Raw genomic sequence first — 23,775 nt, forward strand, 5'->3', positions numbered from 1 at the left:
TATTTTAAATAAAATAAAATGTTTTTTAAGATTGATTCTTTTAGGTAAAATGTTTAATATTGTAACAACAAAACAGCATAAAACTTTTAAAAATTATTGATATTAAGTTTTAGTAATTTATTATTTCGTTATTTATGGAAACAGCAGCTAAAAATACGATCGTATCTATTTTTTATTTTCTTTTATTTTGGGTTACCCTCCAAAATAATTTATTGGCTCAAAACATTAGTTTTAATCAGGCATCACTGGCGTTCAATGATTTTGATAAAATTAATTTAGGTACTTCACTTCAGTTTGGTCCTGATGAGCGGCTTTATGTTTCCCAGCTCAAGGGGGAGATCAAAATCTATACGGTTTCGAAGGAAGGCCCCAACCAATATGATGTGATTGGTGAAGAGCTGCTCCTGGGGGTAAAAAATATTCCCAATTATGATGACAATGGACTTTTAGCCTACGATAAACGGGATAATCGACAAATTACCGGATTGACGGTAGTGGGTACAGCAGAAAACCCGGTTATCTATGTCAGTTCGAGTGATCCCAAATGGGGTGGGCCGAGCGGAGATAAGCTGCTCGATACCAACTCAGGAATTATTACCAAAATCAGCTGGACTGGTGAAAGTTGGGAGGTAGTGGATTTGGTAAGAGGCTTGCCCCGATCCGAAGAAAATCATTCTACTAACGGCTTGGAGTTTACTACCATCAATGGCAAACCTTACCTGTTGGTCGCCAGCGGTGGCCTGACAAATGCGGGTTCGCCTTCTAAGAATTTTACCTATATCACTGAGTTTGCCCTTTCTGCAGCTATCTTAAGTATTGACCTGGATGCCATTGAGGCTTTGCCCACCCAAACAGATAATCATTCCGGTAGGTCATTCAAATACGATATCCCTACCCTGGATGATCCCAGCCGGGAAAATGTAAATGGCATCTATGATCCCAATGATCCGGATTATGATGGGGTAGATGTCAATGATCCCTTTGGGGGTAATGATGGCTTGAACATGGGAATGGTCACCCTAGATGGGCCTGTTCAGATATATTCTCCCGGATATAGAAACTCCTATGACCTGGTAGTGACTGAAGACAGGAAGTTGTTTGTCACGGACAATGGAGCCAATATCAATTGGGGTGGTCTGCCCCTGGGGGAAGGTAATGCCTCTCTTGTAAATAATGGGTATGATCCCGGTGAGCCAGGGGCTAGTCCTCTGAACCCTTCAGCAGATGGAGAGTTTGTAGACAACCAGGATCACCTGCTTTTGGTGACTACTGATTTGGATGCCTATGTACCCGGTGCCTATTATGGGGGTCACCCCACACCCGTTAGGGCTAACCCGGGGCAAGCCTATCCTAAGGGAGCCTCATTTCCTTATGATCCGGGAGGAGCAGGTTTGTATACTAAGTTCATTGGAGACAATAACGATTATGCCAATGTTACGCCTGCTTTTACGCCTACAGATAAATTCAGGACACAAATCCTTGAACCTATAGCTCCGGGTCAGCCTGGATTTGACGATTATGCAGCCAACAGTCTTCCGGCAAACTGGCCTCCGGTTCCTCCAGGCATGGCTAATCCGAAAGAGGCAGACTTTATCGCTCCCACCCTCGGGAATAGCAATGGCCCTCAACCCAATATTGTTACTGTTTTTCCAAACAATTCGAATGGAATCGCTGAATATAAAGCAAGCAATTTTGAAGGAGCATTGAAAGGTTCCCTGATTGTGGGAAAAAATGGCGGTACCCTCCATTTGGTGCACCTCAATGAAAACGGCTCATTGAAAGAGGCGGAATTCAGTAAATGGAATCTCAATGGCGGAAATGCCCTGGGAATTGCTACCAATGGGGATGATGAGATTTTCCCTGGCACCATTTGGGTGGCCACTTTTGATAACCGGATAATGGTATTGACTCCGGAAGATGATGTGTTTTGCATTGCGGTGGACGATCCAAACTTTGACCCGGATGCAGACTATGATCACGACGGTTACAGCAATCAGGATGAAATAGATAACGGCACAGATTATTGTTCTGGTGCTTCCGCACCAGATGATTACGATAAAGATTTTGTCTCAAATCTAAATGATCTGGATGATGATGGAGACGGTATTTTGGATAAGGATGACCCCTTCCAGATTGGTTATCCCAGTAATCTTCCGCTCGAAAACCAGTTGTTTACCAATCAATCCGATGCTTCAGGCCAGGAGTTTGGTTATTTAGGGTTAGGATTGACGGGCTTGATGAACAATGGAGATGAAAATCCGAATTGGCTTAACTGGTTAGACAAGGGTAACGAAAGTCCTGGAGAACCCGATATCTATGGAGGTACGGCAGGTGCCATACAGATTTCAATGACAGGAGGAACAGCCAATGGGCTGGCAAATAATCAGGACAAAGGTTTTCAATTGGGTGTAAATGCAGGAACTGAAACTGGAAATTACACCGTTTCTTCAGGTCTCATAGGACTATCCTCTCCCGGACAACTATATGGTTATGAAGGAAACGGAGAGGTTGGTATCCAAATAGGAGATGGTACTCAAAGTAATTTCATTAAATTGGTTTTTACCAAAGAAGGGATAACTGCAGCACAGGAAATCGCAGATGTAGAGGATGCGAGCCCCTTGTTTTTAGAGATTCCGGAAGCAGAAAGGGCTGACGCCAATACTTTAATTGAACTTGCCTTTGATGTTAACCCCTATACAGGTACCGTTGAGCCGAAGTATAAATACAATAATGAACCATACATTTCCCTGGGAATCATTGAAAGCCAGGGAGCCATAAAAGACGCCATTCAGGATATAGAGATGCCCCTGGCTATAGGCATTTACGGGTCCTCCCATGATATGGGGAAAAGTTTTATAGGGGTTTGGAATTATTTCAAAGTCAGTGGAGAGGTACCCTATACCATAAGGGACTTAAGGGATATCAGCAGGTTATTGGGGGATCCCGATGTTTTGACAGATCTTGACGAATACTTTGGTGATGATGACGGGCTGAATAACCTCACCTATTCTATTTCAGGGAATACCAATCCTGTGATTGGGGCCGAAATAGAGGACAACATGATGAGGGTAATCATTCCCAACGATGAGGTAAGTGCTGAAATCACCGTCCGTGCCACCGATGAAAACAATTACTTTGTAGAGCAAACTTTTGAAGTTATTGTAGAGCAGGACTTTGAAATTTTACTTAGAATCAATGCCGGGGGGGCTACGATAGCCGGCGAAGAAAATTTACCCGATTGGGTATCCAATAGCCTTACCGGTCCTGAAGAAACTGATTTGTTTGCTGTATCCGGTGGAAGGAGCGCTACCAATTCCTTTTCTGCAGCAGACAGGCATGCCTCTATACCGGATTATATTTCAGATGAAGAATATGTAAAAATATTTAATAAAGAGAGATACAGTCCGGATGCAAGCATGGAATACAGTATCCCGCTACCAAATGGAGATTATTTGGTAAACCTGTATATGGGTAATGGTTTTGATGGTACTTCAGCCCTTTTAAAAAGGTATTTTGATATCCAGGTGGAAGGTGAGGTGGTGGAATCTTCTCTGGATCTGATAGAAAGGTTTGGACACAAGATAGGAGGCATGGAGCAATATCCCGTGACGGTTTCTGATGGAGAGTTAAATATTACCTATCTCAAGCAGAAGGAAAACCCATTGCTGAATGGCATAGAAATCATCGGAAAACCAATTCAGGTTCCTATAGTATTTGAAAAAGTAGAAGACCAGATCAATTTTATTAATCATGAATTAGACGGCAGCATGTTTGTTTCTGCTTCAGGTGGGAACGGAAACCTGAATTATGCAGCGGAAGGTTTGCCTCCCGGTATCTACCTGGAGCCCACCAACGGCACCATATATGGTTCCATAGAGGAGGGTGCACTGGCAAATAGCCCTTACCGGGTTACCATCACAATTGATGATGAAGATGAGATCCATTCTGATGCGGTTTCCTTTAACTTTACCTGGACCATAAGTCCTGATTTGACTGAGCAGAAGTGGACGTTAAAGAACGAAAGTACAGCTTACACTGCACGACACGAAAATAGTTTCGTACAGGCGGGGGACAAGTTCTACCTGATGGGTGGAAGAGAAAGTGCCAAAACCATAGATATTTACGATTACTCAAAAGACGAATGGCGCTCCCTCTCCAATATCAATCCGCATAGTTTCAATCATTTTCAGGCCTTGACTTATGATGGTTTGATTTGGGTAATTGGTGCTTTTCAAACCAATGATTTCCCAAATGAAACTCCAGCCACCCATATCTGGATGTTTGATCCTGCAAAGGAAGAATGGATACAGGGTCCGGCAATTCCTGAAAACAGAAGACGGGGATCAGCCGGCCTGGTAGAACACAGAGGTAAATTTTATCTGGTTGGTGGCAATACCCAGGGCCATGATGGAGGATATGTAAAATATTTCGACAGTTTTGACCCTGAAACGGGAGAATGGACTGTTTTAGAAGACGCTCCCAGAGCAAGAGATCACTTTTTTGCCACCACCATAGGAAGTAGGCTGTATGTGGTATCAGGCAGACAATCAGGGGGTACCGGTGGGACCTTCGCTCCAGTCCTGTCAGAGGTAGATGTGTATGATTTTAACAGCCAGTCCTGGAGTACCCTACCTGCCAGTCAAAGTTTACCTACACCAAGAGCTGGAGCAATGGTAAACAATTATCTGGATAAATTGATAGTAGCTGGTGGGGAGGTTTCTACCAGTACAGAGGCTTTGGCTACTACCGAAATGTTTGATCCTTTGACACAATCCTGGGAAAGCCTGGACGATTTGAATTTTGCCCGTCATGGGACTCAAGGTATCGTTTCAGGGAAAGGACTGTTTGTCCTTGGAGGCTCTCCAAGCAGGGGAGGAGGTAACCAGAAGAACATGGAGTATTTCGGTTTTGACGAACCTGATGGTCAGCCAATAAAATCCAGTGAATTGGTTTATCCGGAAACGATATCCTTGAAAAAAGGCCAACCCAAAGAAATTTCGGTATCGCTGGAAAATGGGAATACCGGATTATGGATCAGATCCATAGAACTAACCGGTCCCAATGCAGAAGACTTATTTATTTTGGAAGGTGAATTACCTTCCAATGTTTTCTGGAAACCAGGCCAGGAATTCAATCTGACACTGGATTATGAAGGAGATGCGTTGGAAGGAAATGCTGATCTGGTGATAAATTGGGGAAATAACGGACAAACCGTGATTCCTATCGGGGGAGATGGTAATTTTGAAGAAGTGTCATTGTTTTACAATTCAGGCACATCTTCAGATGTGAATTTTGAAGGAAACACCTATCTGGGCGATCTTAATCTTACAGGTATACATAATGGCGGGAATGTGTATAGCAACTCCAATATTCAGTCCGCTGCTTTGTACCAGACTGAGCGATTTTCTAGTGCACTGTCTTACGAGATCCAGGTACCTAATGGGATTTATACAGTAACCACCCATCATACAGAAACCTGGTTTGGTCAGCCCGGCGGAGGGACAGCAGCGGCTGGTAAAAGGGTATATGATATCTTTCTTGAAAATAATAAGGTTAAAAGTAATTTTGACCTGTTTGTTGAGAATGACAATCAACCCATGGCCCTGGTATTCGAGGATATTGAAGTAAAGGATGGCAAGTTAAATCTTGACCTGATAGCCTCTGCCAATAATGCCTCTATATCCGGATTATCCATCGTCAATCAGGGTGAATTGGGTGCATTTCCCATAGCAAATATCACCAATTCAGCCAATTCCGGGACAAGTCCTCTTGAAGTGGCATTTTCCAACGATATTTCCAACCCCGAGGACTTTACATTTTTCTGGGATTTTGGAGATGGGAATTTTTCTTCCGAGCAGAACCCTACTCATATTTTTGAGATGCCAGGGGACTATGTCGTAAGCGTAACGGTGTACAATGAAGAAGGAAATTCGGCCAATGATCAGGTATCGATTAAAGTAACCGCACCAAGCGAATTTGAAATGCATGTGAATGGAGGGTCCAACAGTTTGGTTAATCTTGAAGGAATTGATTTTGTCGGGGAAAGTAATTCCGGGGTGAGTTACTCCAGCTCAAAAACATCTAGTAATAGTTCCGGAGCCTATTCTGCTTTATATTATACCGAAAGGTTTGGAATGAACTTCGCATATACCATACCGGTAGAAAATGGGCTGTACACTGTAAAAACCTACCACAATGAGTTGTGGTATGGAAGAAGTGGTCCTGATAGCCAACCAGGGCAGCGCGTTTATGATATTTTGGTGGAAGGTGAGGTTGTAAAAAAAGATTTTGACCTTTTTGTAGAAAATGGAAATCAACCCATGACCCTGACGCATGAAAATATTTCAGTAACCGACGGGGAATTAGAGGTTCGTTTAATTGCCAGTGCCAACAATGCATCAATAGCTGGTTTTTCTATCATTTCGGAGGGCGGTTCCGATCCTTTGCCCCAGGCCATCATTGAAGCAGACACCCGAAGTGGGCAAGTGCCTTTGGTGGTTAAGTTTACAGGTAATGGATCAACCGGTGTGGGTACATTGTCCTATAATTGGGATTTTGGGGATGGAAATAGCTCTGCTGAGGCTGACCCCAGTCATGAATTTACCACAGTAGGGGAGTATGAAGTTGTTTTGACGGTGACAGATGAAAACGGAAACGTAGCAACAAACGAAATGATTATTTCGGTTAATGATGGCACCGTGATTCAACCTGAGTTTGCGCTTTCCGTCAATTCGGGAAGTAACAATACTGTTAACTACCTGGAAAATGAATTCCTTGGAGAATCAACATCAGGGGTGTCCTTCACCAGTTCTTCTACACATAGTAACAGTAGTGCGGGTTCACCAGCATTATTTTTGACAGAGAGGTTTTCAAAAAATTTCACCTATACCATTCCTGTAGAAAATGGGGTGTATACTGTAAAAACCTACCATAATGAATTGTGGTATGGAAAAAAAGGCCCTGAGGAAGCGGCGGGTCAGCGTGTTTATGATATTTTATTGGAGGGAGAAGTCGTAAAAGATGATTTTGATTTGTTTGTTGAAAATGGAAATGAACCTATGGAGTTGACCTTTACCGATATTGAGGTCAAAGACGGCACATTGGATATTAACCTCATAGCCGTTGAGAATAATGCCAGTATTTCAGGTTTTTCCATTCAATCGCAAACGGATGTACAGCTATCCCCAAGTGCAGTCATCATGGTGTCTTCCGCAGAAGGTATGGCACCTTTGGAAGTTATATTTGATGGCGCTTCTTCCTCAGCGGAAAGCGAACTGACTTATTCCTGGGATTTTGGTGATGGTAATTTCAGCCAGGAAATGAATCCCTTGCATGTATATTCAGATCCCGGGACCTATAATGCCTCATTAACAGTGACGGATGAAGAGGGGCTTTCCGATGTTTCTCAGATTGAGATCAATGTTTTGGATGAATCGGCACCCTCCTGGACTTTAAGTTTAAATACAGGGTCCTCGCTGAATACCTCCTATAATGGAATGGATTTCCTGGGAGATAATGCGTTTCCTGAGTACTACAACAGCACCAATACCTTTGTAAATAGTGGTAGTAGCGAGCCTGTGATCTTCCGTACGGAAAGGTATGCCAAATCTTTGTCTTATTTCATTCCAGTTGAAAATGGTACTTACAGAGTGAAGACCTTCCATACCGAACCCTGGTATGGCAAGGCTGGCCCCGAAGCAAGTGCAGGAAATAGGGTGTTTGACATCTTTCTTGAAGGGGAATTGGTAAAAGATGACTTTGATATTTACGTGGATAGCAATAATCAGCCTACCGAATTGACTTTTGAGAACATTGAAGTAACAGATGGTGTCATGGATATTGATTTCGTTGCTTCTGAAAATAATTCTAATGTATCCGGAATTGTTTTGGAGAGAATGTCTTCTAAAGAAGGCCAGGTGGCATCATCCTCCAGAATTTTGCCTCCATATGTTTCTGAAGCGAATATGGATAATCCTGGAAAAAGGAATGGATTCCCTAAAGCGACCCTTTATCCAAATCCAGCAAGTCAGGAAGCCTTTATCAAATTAGATGGAGACATTGCCCTTGAATGGATTAGCATCTATACGATGTCGGGTCAGCAAGTGATGATCCAGGATGTGAGAGAAAATGTTCAATCAGAATATGTGCTACCTGTTGACAGACTTGAGCAGGGAGTTTACCTGGTAAGGTTAAATGCTAAAAATGGCTCCCAGCTTCAACTCAAACTGATCGTAAAAAAATAGGGTATAACCAATCATTGGTATAAAAGAAAAAAACCTGGTCAAAAGACCAGGTTTTTTTATTCACTTTAACCACTAACAACCACAAATAAAGCTGATCCTCCTTGCGAAGAAATCAACGATATTTGTTGTAGTCCGTACGGGAATCGAACCCGTGTTTCATCCGTGAAAGGGATACGTCCTAACCCCTAGACGAACGGACCATAAGCATGAATCAAAGTTGTAGTCCGTACGGGAATCGAACCCGTGTTTCATCCGTGAAAGGGATGCGTCCTAACCCCTAGACGAACGGACCTTTTATTTAAGAATATGCTCTTTTCTCAAAGGTGATGCAAATATAGGGCCTTTCAATAACAAACCAAAACCCACCAAAAAATTATTCGGTAAAGTATATCCAAACCTTTGAAAATTAGCCGGTAAAATTAAGGCATTTAAAAAAAGTAGGAATGTATAAACTTTTTGTGCGGTATTTCCGTTTCCCTACAAAGTCTATAGAATAATTTAAATTAAAATAAAATTATGTCATTAAGATTAGGAGATACCGCACCAGATTTTACCGCTGAAACTACAGCAGGAAAAATCAACTTTCATGAATATTTGGGAGATAGTTGGGGAATATTGTTTTCCCACCCGGCAGATTATACGCCGGTTTGTACTACCGAACTCGGAGCCGCGGCGAAGTTAAAGGATGAGTTTGACAAACGAAACGTTAAAATGCTGGCTTTAAGTGTTGATGGCTTAGAAAGTCATAAAGCTTGGATCAATGACATCAATGAAACCCAGCATACTACCGTGAATTTCCCGATCATTGCTGATGAAGATAGGAAAGTTTCCGATCTGTATGATATGATCCATCCTAATTCAAATGAAAATTTCACCGTTCGTTCTGTTTTTATTATCGGGAATGATAAAAAAATAAAGCTGATCATTACCTATCCAGCCAGTACCGGAAGAAATTTTGATGAATTGCTGCGGGTGATTGATTCCCTTCAATTGACGGCAAACTATTCCGTGGCTACACCTGCCAACTGGAAGCATGGTGAGGATGTGGTAATAGCTCCGGCCATTAAGAATGAGGATATTCCCACCAAATTTCCTAAAGGGCACAAGGAAATCAAGCCCTACCTCAGAACAACCCCGCAGCCAAATATTTAAAAATTTCAGGCAAACGTAAAACAAAAAGGGTGATTTTGATCACCCTTTTTGTTTTATAGGTGACTCAGTCTATTGTTTTGACGATTAGTACCCATTAATCATTACCTTACCAAGGATTTCTTTGTTGTGAATTTGTTTTTTAACAAGAGGAATACCATATTTATCGCTTTAGTGCTTTTTCAAATGTATAGCCTAGTCTTAATAGAAACATGATTAACAGTATTATTATAGGGTCCGGAAAATATTTACCCACTTTAAAAATTTCCAACGAACATTTTTTGACCAGTACATTTTATGACAGCCAAGGCGAACGATTGGCAAAACCCAACCAAGATATTGTCGCTACCCTTCAAAAGATAACTGAAATTAGGGAAAGAAGGTATCTTGAGCCTGGCCTAATGACTTCTGACATGGCTTATTTTGCTGCAACCGAAGCTTTGGAAGCCTCAGAAATAGACAAGGAATCTCTGGATTATATCATTGTTGCTCATAATTTTGGGGATATTTTACCTGATAATATCAGGGTTGATACTTGTCCGACGATCGCAGCACGTGTGAAACATAAATTAGGAATTAGTAACCCTTACACCATTGCCTATGATTTGCCTTTTGGCTGCCCCGGATGGGTACAGGGGATGATTCAAGCCAATTATTATATCAAATCAGGCGATGCAAAACGAATTATGGTAATTGGGGCTGAAAACTTATCCAGGATTTCTGACCCACATGATATGGATTGTATGATTTTTTCAGATGGCGCAGGGGCTGTCATCCTGGAAGCCAAAGAGCAGCAAGAACCTGTAGGAATGATCAATCACCTGACAAGGTCCGACACCCTGGAACATGCCCATTTACTTACCATGGGGACCTCCTATAATAAAGATTATCCGGATGACACCCTATTTTTAAAAATGAATGGAAGAAAATTGTATGAATATGCCATTAAAACGGTTCCTCCTACTTTAAAAACCTGTATTGATCGTTCCGGTATACCCCTGGAAAAAATTAAAAAAGTATTGATTCACCAGGCCAACGCGAAAATGGACCATAATATTTTGGATAGGTTGTTTCAACTGTATGGGCTCGGTCCGGCACCGGCGGATTTGATGCCCATGAGTATTCAGGAATTGGGTAATAACTCAGTAGCCACGGTCCCCATTTTATATGATATGGTAGCCAAAAACAGCATGAAAGGCCATTCCTTCATGACTGGTGAATATGCGCTATTTGCATCCGTGGGAGCGGGTATGAATATTAATGCTTTCGTCTACAAGCACCCCTAAGATCATCATTTAATTCCAACTCCATGAATAAGATCGATTCACATCAACATTTCTGGTATTATGATGCTAAAAAACTTCCCTGGATCAGCAATGAAATGTTGGCATTGAAGGGTGATTTTCTTCCTGATAAGCTTTATTCGATACTGACAGATAATGGAATAGAAGGAACCGTGGCTGTGCAGGCCTTGCAAGATCCTGAAGAGACGCAATTTCTGCTGGATTTAGCTGAGAAATTTCCTTTTATTTTGGGGGTAGTCGGTTGGGTGGACCTTGAGTCCGGTCAATTGTCGGACACCTTGCATGCCTACCAGCCTTTTACCAAATTAAAGGGTTTTCGGCACCTGCTTCAGGATGAATCCGATCCCGAATATATATTAAGGCCTGGATTTCAGCGTGGTTTGAAAGAAATTTTTGAAGCGGGTTTCAGTTATGACCTGCTGGTTTTTCCCCATCAACTGGATGGTGTCATACAGACGGCGAGCAATTTTCCTCAGGGAAGCTTTGTACTGGATCACCTGGGTAAGCCTCCCATAGGGGAAAGGAAGTTCGATGACTGGGGGGATAAGATCAGGGATCTGGCCAGCCACCCACAGGTATTTTGCAAACTTTCCGGTATGGTGACTGAAGCCAATTGGGAAGGATGGAAAACAAAGGACTTTTTCCCTTACCTTGACTTGGTGCTGGAAGCTTTTGGCGAGGACAGACTTATGTTCGGCTCTGACTGGCCCGTTTGTCAATTGGCTGCATCTTACCAGCAGGTATGTGGGATTTTGGAAAAGTTTCTGGAAGGTCAACCCCTCCAGGTTCAAAATAAAATATGGTACAAAAATGCCAGGCATTTTTACAGACTTTAAGGCAAAAATATAATTATGAAACGCTATTGCTTGGCTTTGGACCTTGTAGATGATCCTCAAATCATCGAGCAATACAAGATTCACCATCAGAACGTACCTCCTTACATCGAAGAAAGTATCCGGCAAGCAGGTATACGGGTAATGGACATTTACCTGACCGGAAACCGTCTGTTTATGATTATGGAAGTGACTGATGACTTTTCCTTCGAGAAGAAGTCAAAGATGGATGCTGAAGATGATCAGGTTCAAGAATGGGAACAAATGATGGGCAGATTACAAAAAGCCTTGCCCTGGGCTAAACCAGGAGAAAAATGGGTGCTGATGGACAGCATTTTTTCACTGAAAGACAAGTGATGTAAGTGGTAATATTTCAAGAGTAAGTAAGTAAAAAAAACGGCCGTCTAATTGATAGACAGCCGTTTTAGATTGATTACTACATGTTTTTCACCTCACTGACAAGTCCATTGAGGACCTTTTTGGCATCTCCGAAAAGCATGCGTGTTTTGGCGTCAAAAAAGAGGGCATTTTGGATGCCTGCATAGCCTGAACTCATACTTCTCTTGATAACGATTACATTGGTGGCCCGGTTAACTTCCAATATGGGCATCCCATAGATTGGACTGGAGGGATCATCATTGGCTGCCGGGTTGACCACATCATTGGCCCCTATCACCATTACCACATCTGTATTGGGTAGCTGTTCATTCATGTCATCCATTTCAATCAGCTTGTCATAAGATACATCGGATTCAGCCAGTAAGACATTCATGTGACCTGGCATCCTGCCGGCTACCGGATGAATGCCATACAACACTTCTACACCTTTCTCTTCCAGAATTTTCTCCAGGTCATGCACCGCATGCTGGGCCTGGGCTACTGCAAGTCCATAACCTGGTACGACTACCACGCGCTTAGCGTAGGCCAAAAGGATGGCCGTATCATAGGCATTTATCTCTTTGGCTACCTGATCTCCGGATTGACCGGGAGCTGCTGCCCCTGAAGCGGTACCGAATGAGGTGAAGAGGATATTGGAAACCGACCGATTCATAGCTTTGGCCATCAGGAGGGTTAACAATAAACCGGCAGAGCCCACCAGAATTCCTCCCATAAGCATTACCTTATTGTCATACAATAATCCAGTTGTGGCAGCAGTAACACCGGTGAGGGCGTTGAGCAGGGAAATTACCACCGGCATATCGGCACCACCAATGGGATAGACGAATAATAATCCATAGATTAAGGAAAGAAAAATCAGCAGGTATACGATATTTGGCTGGGGCTCACCTGAATTCAATACATAAATGGCCAGTCCGACAGCTGCTGCCAGGACCAGAAATCCCAAAATCTTATTGATTCGTATATCCTTGATAACTCCCTGTAATTTTCCCATGGCAATCATGGATCCTGAAAATGAAACCGAACCAATAACCAGGCTGGCCATCAATACAGATCCTTTACCTATATCGTCTACCGGCAAGTCCCCATATTCTACAAGGCCTATCAGGGCCGCTGCAGCTCCTCCCATTCCGTTAAAGAAGGAAACCAATTGTGGCATGGCAGTCATTTGTACGGTCTTGGCAGAATACAACCCTCCTATGGTGCCTAATGCCATGGCAATAATGATAAGGATAAGGTTATTCAGTCCGGGGGTTAAAAAAGAAGCGATTATCGCCAAAAGCATGCCTGATAGCGCAATGCCATTTCCTCTTCTTGCCGAATCAGGGTGGCTCATCATTTTAATACCTACAATAAAAAGTACCACCGCTACCAAGTAGCAAATATCTATAATTTGTAAAATCATCTTTCTATTTTTTACCAGGTTTCTTTTTAAACATTTCCAACATTCGATTGGTAACCGCAAAGCCACCAACCACATTTAGGGTAGCAAGTAAAACAGCTAAAAATCCCAGGGAAAGGGCCAGGTAATTCGCTGGATCTGTTTTCCCCAAAACGATTATTGAGCCGACGATCACCACACCAGACAAAGCATTTGACCCAGACATCAATGGGGTATGCAAAACAGTCGGTACCTTGGAGATGACCTCTATCCCCACAAAAATGGCCAGGATAAATACGTAAAACTCTTGTTGATTACTTGATATATATTCTATAATTGCTTCCATGATTACTTTAATAAGGGTTCATATACAATTGCACCGTCATGTGTGATACAGGTTCCTTTGATGATTTCATCTTCAAAATTAAGATTTAACTTATCTTCCTTTAGCAGGAGTTTGAGTAAATTCTGTACATTTTTACTGTACATTTTACTCGCATCTTCAGGCATGGTTGCAGGTAGGGCGGAATTGCCAATGATGGTCACACCTTCTATGGTTACGGTCTCGTTATTAACTGACCCTTCACAATTACCGCCATTGGCGGCGGCCAAATCAACCACCACTGCTCCGGACTTCATTTGCTCCAACATGGCATGGGTAACCAAGATAGGAGCCTTTCGTCCCGGAATCAATGCAGTGGTAATTACTACATCCGATTTCACGATGGACTTTTCCAGCATTTCTGACTGCTTCTGTTTGTACTCTTCAGATTGTTCTACGGCATATCCACCGGCAGATTTGTCTTCAACTGCTCCGGGGACTTCTACAAACTTACCCCCCAAACTTTCTACTTGTTCTTTAACGGAGGGACGCGTGTCAAAGGCTTCCACCACTGCTCCCAATCTCTTCGCAGTAGCAATGGCCTGTAGTCCGGCTACACCTGCTCCAATGACCAATACCTTTGCAGGAGCGATGGTGCCAGCCGCAGTCATCAACATAGGGAAAAATCTGGGCAGGTTGGCTGCGGCAAGTAATACTGCTTTATACCCCGATACAGTACTCATAGAAGAAAGGACATCCATGCTTTGGGCACGGGTGATCCTGGGTATGGAATCCATGCTAAATAAAGTGACACCTGTTTCAGCCAGGGTTTGCATTAATTCTCTGGCCACGAGAGGTTGGTATACCCCAACCAGAATTTTCCCCTTGCTGAGTGATTGGTGCTCTTCGGTAGCTAAAGGGGTGATTTGGAAAATCATTTCAGCATTTTTAAGGACTTCCGCTCTTGGCTTAACTTCAGCACCTGCTTCTGAATAAACTTCATCTGAAAGAAAAGAGGCCGAACCGGCACCCTGCTCAATCTGAATTTTGTTGCCTGCTGCAGTGAGTACCTTTACGGCTTCCGGATGAAGGGATACCCGAGTTTCCGGTGAAGGTTCTTTTAATATTCCTAAAATCATAATGGTGGTTTATAGATAGAATTTAATCTTCGAAATCAAGTAGAAAATGAATTGCCTGTGGTTAGTGGTTAATATAGACAATTAAATATGGCAGTGCAAAAAAAGCACTTTTTTACGGATTTTACAGTATTGTCTATTAAAAATTCGAGATTTAAAGGGTAATACCATTTTTTTAATTAAATTTCAAAACATAATTAAAAAAACAAGTAATTGGCGGAAGTTAAGCCTTGGCAAATATCTTTCAACCGCATTTAAAATCATTTATAATATGTTACTATTGACATTATTAGCTGCCCTCAATTGTATGATCATTTTTTCAATTCTGGGGCAAACACAAAACCAGGAGCAAGCCCTGCCATATGCCGATTACTGGCCCATTATATTTTTGCCTATTTTTGTAATAGTCTTGTACCGGGTGTGGAAAAAACGTAGGAATAAATGAAATGACCTGCTTGATACCATTCAAATTACCTATAAGGCACATTACTTGTGCGCTGTAGATCAATGTTTTACTTTCAATAAACCCAAAAGCGATGACAGTCTACCTAAATGCCCTTTTTCTGCTGCTGCTTCAGTTAATTAGCCCATCAACTGTTGCTCAGGAAGCTGCCCGGATGGCTATTGCCGAAGAAGTCAGGAACTCCATTGAAAATGAAATGATCAACCGGTGGTACCCCAATGCCTATGACCACGAAAACGGGGGATATGTCAGTAGTTTTGAATACGATTTTTCTCCTTCTGAAAACCAAAACAAAATGATCGTATCTCAGGCAAGGCATTTGTGGACTTTGTCCAAACTTATGGAAAGATATCCTGACACCTCCCATTATGCAGCAGGAGCCAAATTGGGCTTGGATTTCTTGATCAATAAATTCTGGGATCAGGAACATGGTGGTTTTTTTACCTTGCTTGATAGAAAAGGAAACGTTCTTGAAAATAATCAGGGAGCAAAGACCGCCTATGGAAATGCTTTTGGGATCTATGGTTTGGCTGCTTACCATCATGCCAGCGGTGACCCCTCAGCCCTGGAATGGGCAAAAAAAGCCTTTTACTGGTTGGAAAAAAACAGCTATGATCCGGAATTCGGTGGATATTTCCAATCTTTGGAAAGGGATGGTACACCCTCAAAAAGAAACGAGCAGACGCCCTCAACAGCTACCACAGGTTACAAGGATCAAAACAGTTCCATCCATTTGTTGGAAGCTTTTACTGAATTGTACCAGGTATGGAAAGATCCGCTTTTAAAGAGGAGAACAGAAGAGCTTTTGGTGATTATCAGGGATACCATAGTTCAGAACGAAGGGTATCTCCAACTTTTCCTATTGGCCGACTGGACCCCGGTCAGTTTTCGGGATCAGGGCAGGTCTGCCATAGAAAAGCACCACAATATCGATCATGTGTCCTATGGTCATGATGTGGAAACGGCTTATTTGATGATGGAGGCTTCCCATGTTTTGGGCTTGACAAATGATTACAAAACATGGGAGATTGGCAAAAAGATGGTGGACCATGCTTTAATGCACGGCTGGGATGGGCAATCGGGTGGATTTTATGACGGAGGATACTACTTTCCCGAAGAGGATGCTCCCGAAATTGTTAAAGATACAAAGAATTGGTGGGCTCAGGCGGAAGGTCTCAACACCCTTTTGATTATGGCTGATTTGTATCCGGACGATCCCATGGAGTATTTTGCAAAATTTAAACAGCAATGGAATTATATCCAACAAAACCTGATCGACCATGCATATGGCGGTTGGTATTCAGGGGGATTGGATAAGCAACCAGAGTTGAAAAATGGTCAAAAAGGACACATTTGGAAAACCGCCTACCATAATTTCAGGTCCCTCCACAATTGTGACCTGAAACTTCGCGATCCTTCCCATCTGGCACTTACCATTAAAAGCAAGGAATAGCAATTGTCTTGGTCAAAAAGTGACTTTATAAAAATTTGATTTTTCACTGCTAATCTTTTACTTATATTAACGGGCGAAAAATACAATGAATTAGTGATTGATCGTTTTATTAGAAATTAAATTATTTACCCAGGTTTATCCATGTATCCATTCAAAGGGGGCTTCCTGCAGGAGGTGAAAATAGTATTAGTCGGAAGCTTAGTTTTTTTTTATTCCTGTAACCCTGCGCCGGAAGACCTAAAAATAAGGCAAATTGATTCTGAAAATGCCAGAGAACTGGCCAATGAAATCGAAAATCTCGTTCAACCTGAGCTGGAAGAGGGCCTGGAGATTTCCTTATGGGCCTCTGACTCCTTGGTTTTCGACCCCATTTCCATTGATTTTGATGAACAAGGGAATCTTTATTACAGCCGAACCAACAGACAAAAAAATTCGGAATTTGACATTAGAGGGCACCAGGACTGGGAAATCAGGTCTATATCCCTTCAGTCGGTGGAAGAAAAAAGGGCTTTTTTAAGGGCGGAGCTTTCTAAAGAAAACAGTGACAAAAACCAATGGCTGACTGACGTGAATGGGGATGGTGTCAGAGATTGGAGAGACATGACCGTCGAAAAAGAGCATATCTACAGGCTTGAAGATACGGATGGGGATGGACTAGCGGATAAGTACCAATTGGTATTTGAGGATTTGCATGAGGAGGTAACTGATGTAGCCGGAGCTGTCATGAAGTATGGTGACGATTTGTTTGTCGGAGCCGGACCTGATATGTGGCGGGTAACGGAGGACAAGAATACAGGGCTTGCCAAATCAAAAAGCTCAATTTCTCATGGATATGGGGTGCACATTGGTTTCGGTGGACACGGCATGTCCGGATTGGAAATGGGGCCTGATGGCAGGGTGTATTGGGGAATCGGTGACATCGGGTTTCATGGTGAAGATCAGGAAGGAAAAATCCACAAATACCCCAACCGTGGTGTCATCGCCCGCTCCAATCCGGATGGCAGTGACTTTGAGATTTTTGCGATGGGCGTACGAAATACCCATGAATTTGTATTTGATGAGTATGGGAATTTGATCTCCGTAGACAATGACGGGGACCACCGGGGCGAAAGCGAGCGATTGGTATACCTGGTAGACGGGTCAGATACCGGCTGGAGGATCAACTGGCAGTTTGGGAAGTACAGGGATCCCAAGAATAATGGATACAAGGTATGGATGGATGAGGGCATGTATTTGCCCAGGCATAAGGGGCAGGCGGCCTATTTTTTACCTCCGATTGTTAACTATGTAAATGGACCTACGGGAATGGTATACAATCCGGGCACTGCCCTGGGTGAATCCTGGAAAAATACTTTTTTCGTCGCTGAGTTTGTTGGTAATCCGGCAAGATCCGGGATACATGCATTTAAATTAGAACCCAATGGTGCAGGGTTCTCCTTGAAGGAAACCAAAAAAATCATGGGTGGCATTTTGGCCACAGGATTGGATTTTGCTCCCGATGGTAGCCTCTATTTTTCTGATTGGATTGACGGTTGGGGCACCAAGGATTATGGGAGGGTTTGGAAATTGGATGATACTTCCGGTAAGTCAAGCCAGATCAGAAAGGAAACAGCGGAATTAATTAAGGCTGATTTCAGAGAAAAAGCTCCTACTGAACTTGAAAGCCTTTTGGCACATCCGGACAAGCGGGTAAGACAGAAAGCACAATTTGAATTGGCAAAAAAGGGGGATGCTGGATTGGAAGTTTTTGAAAGACAATTGGCAGCTAAATCCAGCCAGTTGGCCAGGATCCATAGCATTTGGGGAATTGCACAAATTGCCCGGTCCAACAACAAGGAGGCAGGATCCATTTTATTGGCCTACCTGACTGATAATGATCCCGAAATCAGGGCACAGGCATCCCGATGGCTTGGGGACATGCGCTACGCTGATGCAGGGGAGCAGTTGATTCCTTTACTCGGGGACAGCTATCCCCGGGCAAGATTTTTTGCAGCAGAGGCATTGGGAAGAATAGCTTTCCAGGATGCTTTTTCCCCTATTGTAGATATGCTTGAAGAAAACAATGAAGAAGATGTTTATTTAAGGCATGCAGGGAGCCTGGCACTGGCCAGGATTGGAGATGCCCAATCCCTGACTGCGCTAAGTGATCATCCATCAAAAGCAGTAAGGATAGCTGCAGTGGTGGCTCTCAGGAGAATGGAAGATCCCGGAATTGCGGCGTTCCTTAAGGATGCAGATGAATATATTATAGCAGAAGCGGCCAGGGCCATCAATGATGATTTTTCTATTGAAGAGGCATTGCCCCAGCTGGCAGACGTTTTAAACCGAAATGGCCTTCGTTCTGAACCCTTACTCAGAAGAGCCATCAACGCTAATCTGAGGGTTGGTACTGAAGAGGCACTGAAAAACCTGGTAGAATATATATCTAAGGCAGATGCTCCTGTATCCATGCGCAGAGAGGCCATCCTAACGCTTTCTACCTGGACTGAGCCATCTGTTTTGGACAGGGTGGATGGCAGGTTTCGTGGGTCGGTTAGCCGAAACCCTACTTTGCTTAAAGATTTGGCTTCAGATATTTTGATTGATTTGATTGATCACAACAACGATACCTTACGACTGGCTGCCGTGAATGCGGTAGGAAATATAAATCTGTTGGCAGCTTCGGAGAACCTTTTCACAAGGTTAAAAACCGATGCCAATGAGGAGGTAAGGGAAGCATCCCTGCGTTCTTTGGGAAATATGGAATGGGAAAAATTGGATTTGGCGCTGGAACAGGCGTCCACCGATAAATCAAAAAATGTAAGGGTGGCCAGCCTTGACCTGATGGGGGAGATGGATTTTTCTGGAGAGTTATTGGCTGAATTATTGGCGGGTGTGATTGAACAGCAGACAATTGAGGAAAAGCAGGCCGCTGTACTGACATTGGCCCGGGTGGAGGAGGATTTTTCCATACCCGTTTTTGAAAATCTTTTGGATCAGTTGGGAAAAGGAACCCTTTCGCCGGGGATGGAGTTGGAGTTATTGGAAGCATTGGAGGCCTTAGAAAATGAAACCCTCTTGCAAAAGTACCAGGAAGTCAATTCTTCCCTGAATGAGGATGATTTGTTGGCCTCTTATAGCGGAAGTCTTTATGGAGGAGATACAAGATCGGGTAGAAGGATCTTTTTTCAGCACCAGACCGGGCAATGTATCAGATGTCACGCCTATAACGACTTTGGAGGAAATGCAGGTCCGAGATTGAATGGTATTGGTAAAAAGCTTGATAGGGAGCAATTGCTGGCAGCATTGATAGATCCAAGCAAGCGGGTGGCCCCCGGTTATGGGGTGGTTACTCTTAAAATGGTAAATGATGAAACAGTTTCGGGAATATTGCTGGATGAAGACGAGGAAACCGTTACATTGAAAATAGGGAATGATCCAGAAAAGAAAATTTTGAAAGCTGAAATTTCAGAAAGAACCAATGCCATGTCTTCTATGCCTGATATGAAAGGACTTTTAAGCCGGAGAGAGATACGGGATTTGGTCAGCTTTTTGGCTACTTTGACAGATGACGATTATACTGATTCCAACCACTAATTTAAGTAAAGAAAACGTTCAACAGTAAAGTATTAAAATTTGTTATCCATATATGTTTAATAGAGTTGATTTGATCAATAAGCCCCGCTTTTTTTACAACCTTATGGTTGCCGTTTTGTGTCTATCCCTACTTTTTAGTTGTAGTACCAACACTACGGAACCTGAAATCAAACAATTGACTAAGGAGCAAGTTGATCAACAAGCCGCTGCAATCAAGAACCTGGTTAAACCGAAGTTTCATGAAGATTTCGATTTGGACCTATGGGGGGTAGATTCCCTGGTAGCGGATCCCATATCCATGCAAATAGACGATCAGGGTCGTGTTTTTTATTCCAAAACCAATAGAAGGAAAATTTCTGAATTTGACATCCGAAGCCACCAGGATTGGGAGATTGCTTCCCTTAAACTGCAAAGTGTAGCTGACAGAAGGGAATTTCTACACACGGAATTGTCTCCTGAAAATAGCGAAAAAAATGAATGGTTGCCCGATATCAATGGGGATGGGTCTCATGACTGGAAGGATCTGACAGTAGAAAAGGAAAACGTATTCAGGCTGGAAGATACCAATCAAGACGGAAGAGCAGACAGGTCTCAAATGGTTGTTGAGGATTTCAATGAAGAGGTATCGGATGTTGCTGGAGCTGTATTGTACCATGAGGAGGCACTTTATGTTGGGGTTGCCCCAGACCTGTGGCGCCTGACAGATAGCAATGGAGACGGGACCATGGATGAAAAAGAATCGTTGATTCATGGTTTTGGAGTTCACATTGGTTTTGGTGGACACAACATGTCTGGACTTAAAGTAGGTCCGGAAGGGAAGATTTACTGGGGAATTGGAGACATTGGATTCAATGGGGTGGACAAGGACGGAAACAAACACGAGTACCCCAATTGTGGTGTAATAGCCAGGGCCAATCCGGACGGAAGCGACTTTGAGATTTTTGCCTATGGCGTTAGGAACACCCATGAATTTGCTTTTGATGAATACGGTAACCTGATCAGTGTGGACAATGACGGAGACCACAGGGGAGAAAGAGAAAGAATTGTATACCTGGTGGAAGGATCGGATACCGGCTGGAGGATCAATTGGCAGTTTGGAAAATACCGGGATCCCAAAAATAACGAGTATAAGGTCTGGATGGATGAAAAGATGCATTTGCCCAGATCAGATGAGCAGGCAGCTTATTATATTCCTGCCATTGCCAACTATGTGAATGGTCCCACCGGCATGTTGTATAATCCAGGCACTGCTTTGGGAGAGCAGTGGAAAAATAAGTTTTTTGTTGCTGAGTTCGCAGGAAATCCTGCCAGGTCGGGCATTCATGCCTTTAGCCTGAAGCCTAGCGGTGCTGGATTCGAGTTGGAAGAAACCGAACAAATACTGGAGGGGATATTGGCCACTGGAATGGATTTTTCTCCGGATGGATCGCTTTATTTTTCCGACTGGATCGATGGTTGGGTGAATAAAGGTTATGGAAGAATTTGGAAATTAAATGACAACACAGCCAATAGGGATATCAGGCAGTTGACAGCGAAGCATTTGGCGGCAGACTATAAATCCTTAACCCTTCAGGAGCTTGAGGATCTTTTAGCATTTGAGGACCAGCGGGTAAGGCAAAAAGCCCAGTTTGAGCTGGCAAAAAGAGGAGATGAAGGACTTGAGATTTTCAGCAAAGCGCTGGCTCAAAACACCAACAGACTAGCCAGAATACATGCCATTTGGGGAATTTCCCAGCTATCCAGAAGCGATAGGGAGAGAGCAGGGATTTTGGTGCCATACCTAAATGACAAGGATGATGAAATCCGGGCTCAGGCAGCCAAGTGGTTAGGAGATTTGCGTTATAGTGCAGCGGGAAAGGATCTTTTGCCGCTGCTGGAAGATAAAGTGCAAAGAGTAAGATTTTTTGCTGCAGAAGCGCTGGGAAGAATGGGATTTAGCGAGGCGTTTGAGGGATTGGTGAAATTGTTAAAAGAAAACAATGATGAAGATGTGTATATCAGACATGCGGGGAGTTTGGCATTATCCAGAATGGGAAAACCTGAATCCATCATTGACCTGGCAGATCACGAATCAAAAGCAGTGAGATTGGCAGCAGTCATCGCATTGAGGAGATTAAGAGATGAAAACATCAGCCTATTTTTACAAGACGAGGACGAATATATAGTGGCAGAGGCTGCAAGAGCCATCAATGACGATTATTCGATTACAAATGCTATTCCGGCTTTGGGAAATTTGTTGCCTTCGAAAGAACTTACCCTTGAACCATTGATAAGGAGGGCTATTAATGCCAATTTACGGTGGGGATCCGATGAAGCAATGAATAACCTGCTGACCTATATCAATAATTCGAGTGCCCCGGAATCCATGAGGATTGAAGCGCTTGATGCACTCAGTACCTGGGCAGCCCCTTCAGTACTGGATCGGGTTGATGGTTGGTACAGAGGGGAAATCAGCAGGAATCTGAAGGAGGTACAGGTAGCGAGTAGCACATCCCTTATAGAATTGACAAATGATGCCAATGCCAGTATCCGCCAGGCAACAGTAAAGGCGCTGGGATTCCTGAATATCAATGATGCCAATCAAAGATTATTGGCTGTACTCCAAACAGATCCGGAAGCGAAAGTTAGGGAAGAAAGCATTAAAGCCCTTGCCAAAATGGATCAGGCTCCTCTGGAAGCAGCGGTGGAAACGGCACTATCCGATAGCGAAAAAAATGTCAGGGTGGCAGGATTGGATCTTATGGAGCAATTGGACATTGCTGGGGATGCAAAAGCCTCTTTGCTGGAAGAAGTCATTCAAAAAAGAACAGTAGAGGAGAAGCAAGCTGCCGTCAATACCCTTGCCAAACTGGACGGAGAAAGTGCTTTTCCTGTATTTAAAAATTTGCTCGATCAGCTGGAAAAAGGGGACTTATCTCCTGCCATTGAACTGGAATTTTATGAAGCCATGGAAGGAATGGATAATCAGGACTTGCTGGATCGTTATCAAAAAATCAAGATGGACATGTCTGATGATGATTTATTGGCCAGTTACAGCGGCAGCATGTACGGAGGAGATGAATCCAAGGGTCGCAGGATATTTTTTCAGCATGCCACAGGTCAGTGTATCAAGTGTCATGCCTATGATGATTTTGGAGGGAATGCCGGTCCGAAACTAAATGGAATTGGTGAGAAACTAAACAGGCAGGAATTGCTGGAGGCTTTGATTGATCCCAGTAAAAGATTGGCTCCGGGTTTTGGTGTGGTTACCCTTGAACTCGAGACGGAAAAAAAATTGGCCGGAATAAAAGTAGCTGAAAATGACAACAGTATTACTTTGAAAATGGGAAATCAGCCTGACACGGTAATTCTGAAATCTCAGGTAGTAGAGAGGAGAGATGCCCCCTCCAGCATGCCCGATATGAAGCAGTACCTTTCCCGACGGGAAATCAGGGATTTGGTAAGTTTTCTCGCTACATTAAAGGAACCTTATCTTTAATTTTGTATTATTGCCTCAATGTTGCAGCGCCTTAGAAA

11 protein-coding genes and 2 tRNA genes are annotated in these 23,775 nt (G+C 43.2%); 8 read left to right on the forward strand and 5 right to left on the reverse strand.

The features are described 5' to 3' along the window. Window positions 1-134 precede the first annotated feature (134 nt). The gene (locus GL182_RS24450; protein WP_163379268.1) at window positions 135-8,243 is read left to right on the forward strand and encodes a malectin domain-containing carbohydrate-binding protein; all 8,109 of its coding nucleotides are present in this window, start codon (window positions 135-137) and stop codon (window positions 8,241-8,243) included. Window positions 8,244-8,371: 128 nt separating this feature from the next. On the opposite strand, the gene GL182_RS08645 is transcribed toward GL182_RS24450, so the two are convergent. Together GL182_RS08645 and GL182_RS08650 are read right to left on the reverse strand one after the other, a co-directional pair. Continuing rightward, a tRNA-Glu gene (locus GL182_RS08645) sits at window positions 8,372-8,443 on the reverse strand. A gap of 20 nt (window positions 8,444-8,463) precedes the next feature. Next, window positions 8,464-8,535: transfer RNA gene (locus GL182_RS08650), tRNA-Glu, on the reverse strand. A gap of 224 nt (window positions 8,536-8,759) precedes the next feature. On the opposite strand from GL182_RS08650, the gene GL182_RS08655 reads away from it, so the two are divergent. The 4 genes from GL182_RS08655 to GL182_RS08670 all read left to right on the forward strand — a co-directional run bounded on the left by GL182_RS08655 (window position 8,760) and on the right by GL182_RS08670 (window position 11,886). After that, window positions 8,760-9,395 carry a peroxiredoxin gene (locus tag GL182_RS08655; RefSeq protein ID WP_163379269.1) on the forward strand — a complete coding sequence of 212 codons (636 nt, stop codon included), beginning with the start codon at window positions 8,760-8,762 and terminating at the stop codon, window positions 9,393-9,395. Window positions 9,396-9,604: 209 nt separating this feature from the next. Next, window positions 9,605-10,678 carry a 3-oxoacyl-ACP synthase III family protein gene (locus GL182_RS08660; protein ID WP_163379270.1) on the forward strand — a complete coding sequence of 358 codons (1,074 nt, stop codon included), beginning with the start codon at window positions 9,605-9,607 and terminating at the stop codon, window positions 10,676-10,678. Between the two features lie 23 nt (window positions 10,679-10,701). Continuing rightward, entirely contained in the window at window positions 10,702-11,532 is an 831-nt protein-coding gene (locus GL182_RS08665) for an amidohydrolase family protein (protein WP_163379271.1), read from the forward strand. A 15-nt stretch (window positions 11,533-11,547) separates the two neighbouring features. After that, a complete protein-coding gene (locus tag GL182_RS08670) occupies window positions 11,548-11,886 on the forward strand; it encodes an L-rhamnose mutarotase (RefSeq protein ID WP_163379272.1) in 339 nt (112 codons plus the stop codon). A gap of 79 nt (window positions 11,887-11,965) precedes the next feature. On the opposite strand, the gene GL182_RS08675 is transcribed toward GL182_RS08670, so the two are convergent. The 3 genes from GL182_RS08675 to GL182_RS08685 are packed head-to-tail and all read right to left on the reverse strand — an operon-like array spanning window position 11,966 to window position 14,770. Next, window positions 11,966-13,333, reverse strand: a complete 1,368-nt coding sequence (locus tag GL182_RS08675; RefSeq protein WP_163379273.1) for an NAD(P)(+) transhydrogenase (Re/Si-specific) subunit beta — start codon at window positions 13,331-13,333, stop codon at window positions 11,966-11,968. 4 nt (window positions 13,334-13,337) lie between these two features. Further along, window positions 13,338-13,655 (reverse strand): NAD(P) transhydrogenase subunit alpha, encoded by a 318-nt coding sequence (locus GL182_RS08680; protein WP_163379274.1) that lies wholly within the window; start codon window positions 13,653-13,655, stop codon window positions 13,338-13,340. A 2-nt stretch (window positions 13,656-13,657) separates the two neighbouring features. After that, window positions 13,658-14,770, reverse strand: coding sequence for a Re/Si-specific NAD(P)(+) transhydrogenase subunit alpha (locus GL182_RS08685; RefSeq protein ID WP_163379275.1), 1,113 nt, complete (start codon window positions 14,768-14,770; stop codon window positions 13,658-13,660). 533 nt (window positions 14,771-15,303) lie between these two features. Here GL182_RS08685 and GL182_RS08690 point away from each other — a divergent pair. From GL182_RS08690 to GL182_RS08700, 3 genes are all read left to right on the forward strand, one after another. Then, entirely contained in the window at window positions 15,304-16,683 is a 1,380-nt protein-coding gene (locus GL182_RS08690; RefSeq protein WP_163379276.1) for an AGE family epimerase/isomerase, read from the forward strand. A gap of 141 nt (window positions 16,684-16,824) precedes the next feature. Further along, window positions 16,825-20,259: a HEAT repeat domain-containing protein gene (locus GL182_RS08695; protein ID WP_163379277.1), complete on the forward strand. Its 3,435-nt coding sequence runs from the start codon at window positions 16,825-16,827 to the stop codon at window positions 20,257-20,259. Window positions 20,260-20,311: 52 nt separating this feature from the next. Then, entirely contained in the window at window positions 20,312-23,737 is a 3,426-nt protein-coding gene (locus GL182_RS08700) for a PVC-type heme-binding CxxCH protein (RefSeq protein ID WP_163379278.1), read from the forward strand. Window positions 23,738-23,775: the final 38 nt, after the last annotated feature.

Origin of the sequence: Cyclobacterium sp. SYSU L10401, assembly GCF_010993705.1 — a bacterium.
Lineage (GTDB): Bacteria > Bacteroidota > Bacteroidia > Cytophagales > Cyclobacteriaceae > Cyclobacterium.

Coding starts and splice junctions, on each gene's coding strand:
- GL182_RS24450 (WP_163379268.1), top strand. CDS start 135: ATGGAAACAGCAGCTAAAAATACGATCGTATCTATTTTTTATTTTCTT.
- GL182_RS08655 (WP_163379269.1), top strand. CDS start 8,760: ATGTCATTAAGATTAGGAGATACCGCACCAGATTTTACCGCTGAAACT.
- GL182_RS08660 (WP_163379270.1), top strand. CDS start 9,605: ATGATTAACAGTATTATTATAGGGTCCGGAAAATATTTACCCACTTTA.
- GL182_RS08665 (WP_163379271.1), top strand. CDS start 10,702: ATGAATAAGATCGATTCACATCAACATTTCTGGTATTATGATGCTAAA.
- GL182_RS08670 (WP_163379272.1), top strand. CDS start 11,548: ATGAAACGCTATTGCTTGGCTTTGGACCTTGTAGATGATCCTCAAATC.
- GL182_RS08675 (WP_163379273.1), bottom strand. CDS start 13,333: ATGATTTTACAAATTATAGATATTTGCTACTTGGTAGCGGTGGTACTT.
- GL182_RS08680 (WP_163379274.1), bottom strand. CDS start 13,655: ATGGAAGCAATTATAGAATATATATCAAGTAATCAACAAGAGTTTTAC.
- GL182_RS08685 (WP_163379275.1), bottom strand. CDS start 14,770: ATGATTTTAGGAATATTAAAAGAACCTTCACCGGAAACTCGGGTATCC.
- GL182_RS08690 (WP_163379276.1), top strand. CDS start 15,304: ATGACAGTCTACCTAAATGCCCTTTTTCTGCTGCTGCTTCAGTTAATT.
- GL182_RS08695 (WP_163379277.1), top strand. CDS start 16,825: ATGTATCCATTCAAAGGGGGCTTCCTGCAGGAGGTGAAAATAGTATTA.
- GL182_RS08700 (WP_163379278.1), top strand. CDS start 20,312: ATGTTTAATAGAGTTGATTTGATCAATAAGCCCCGCTTTTTTTACAAC.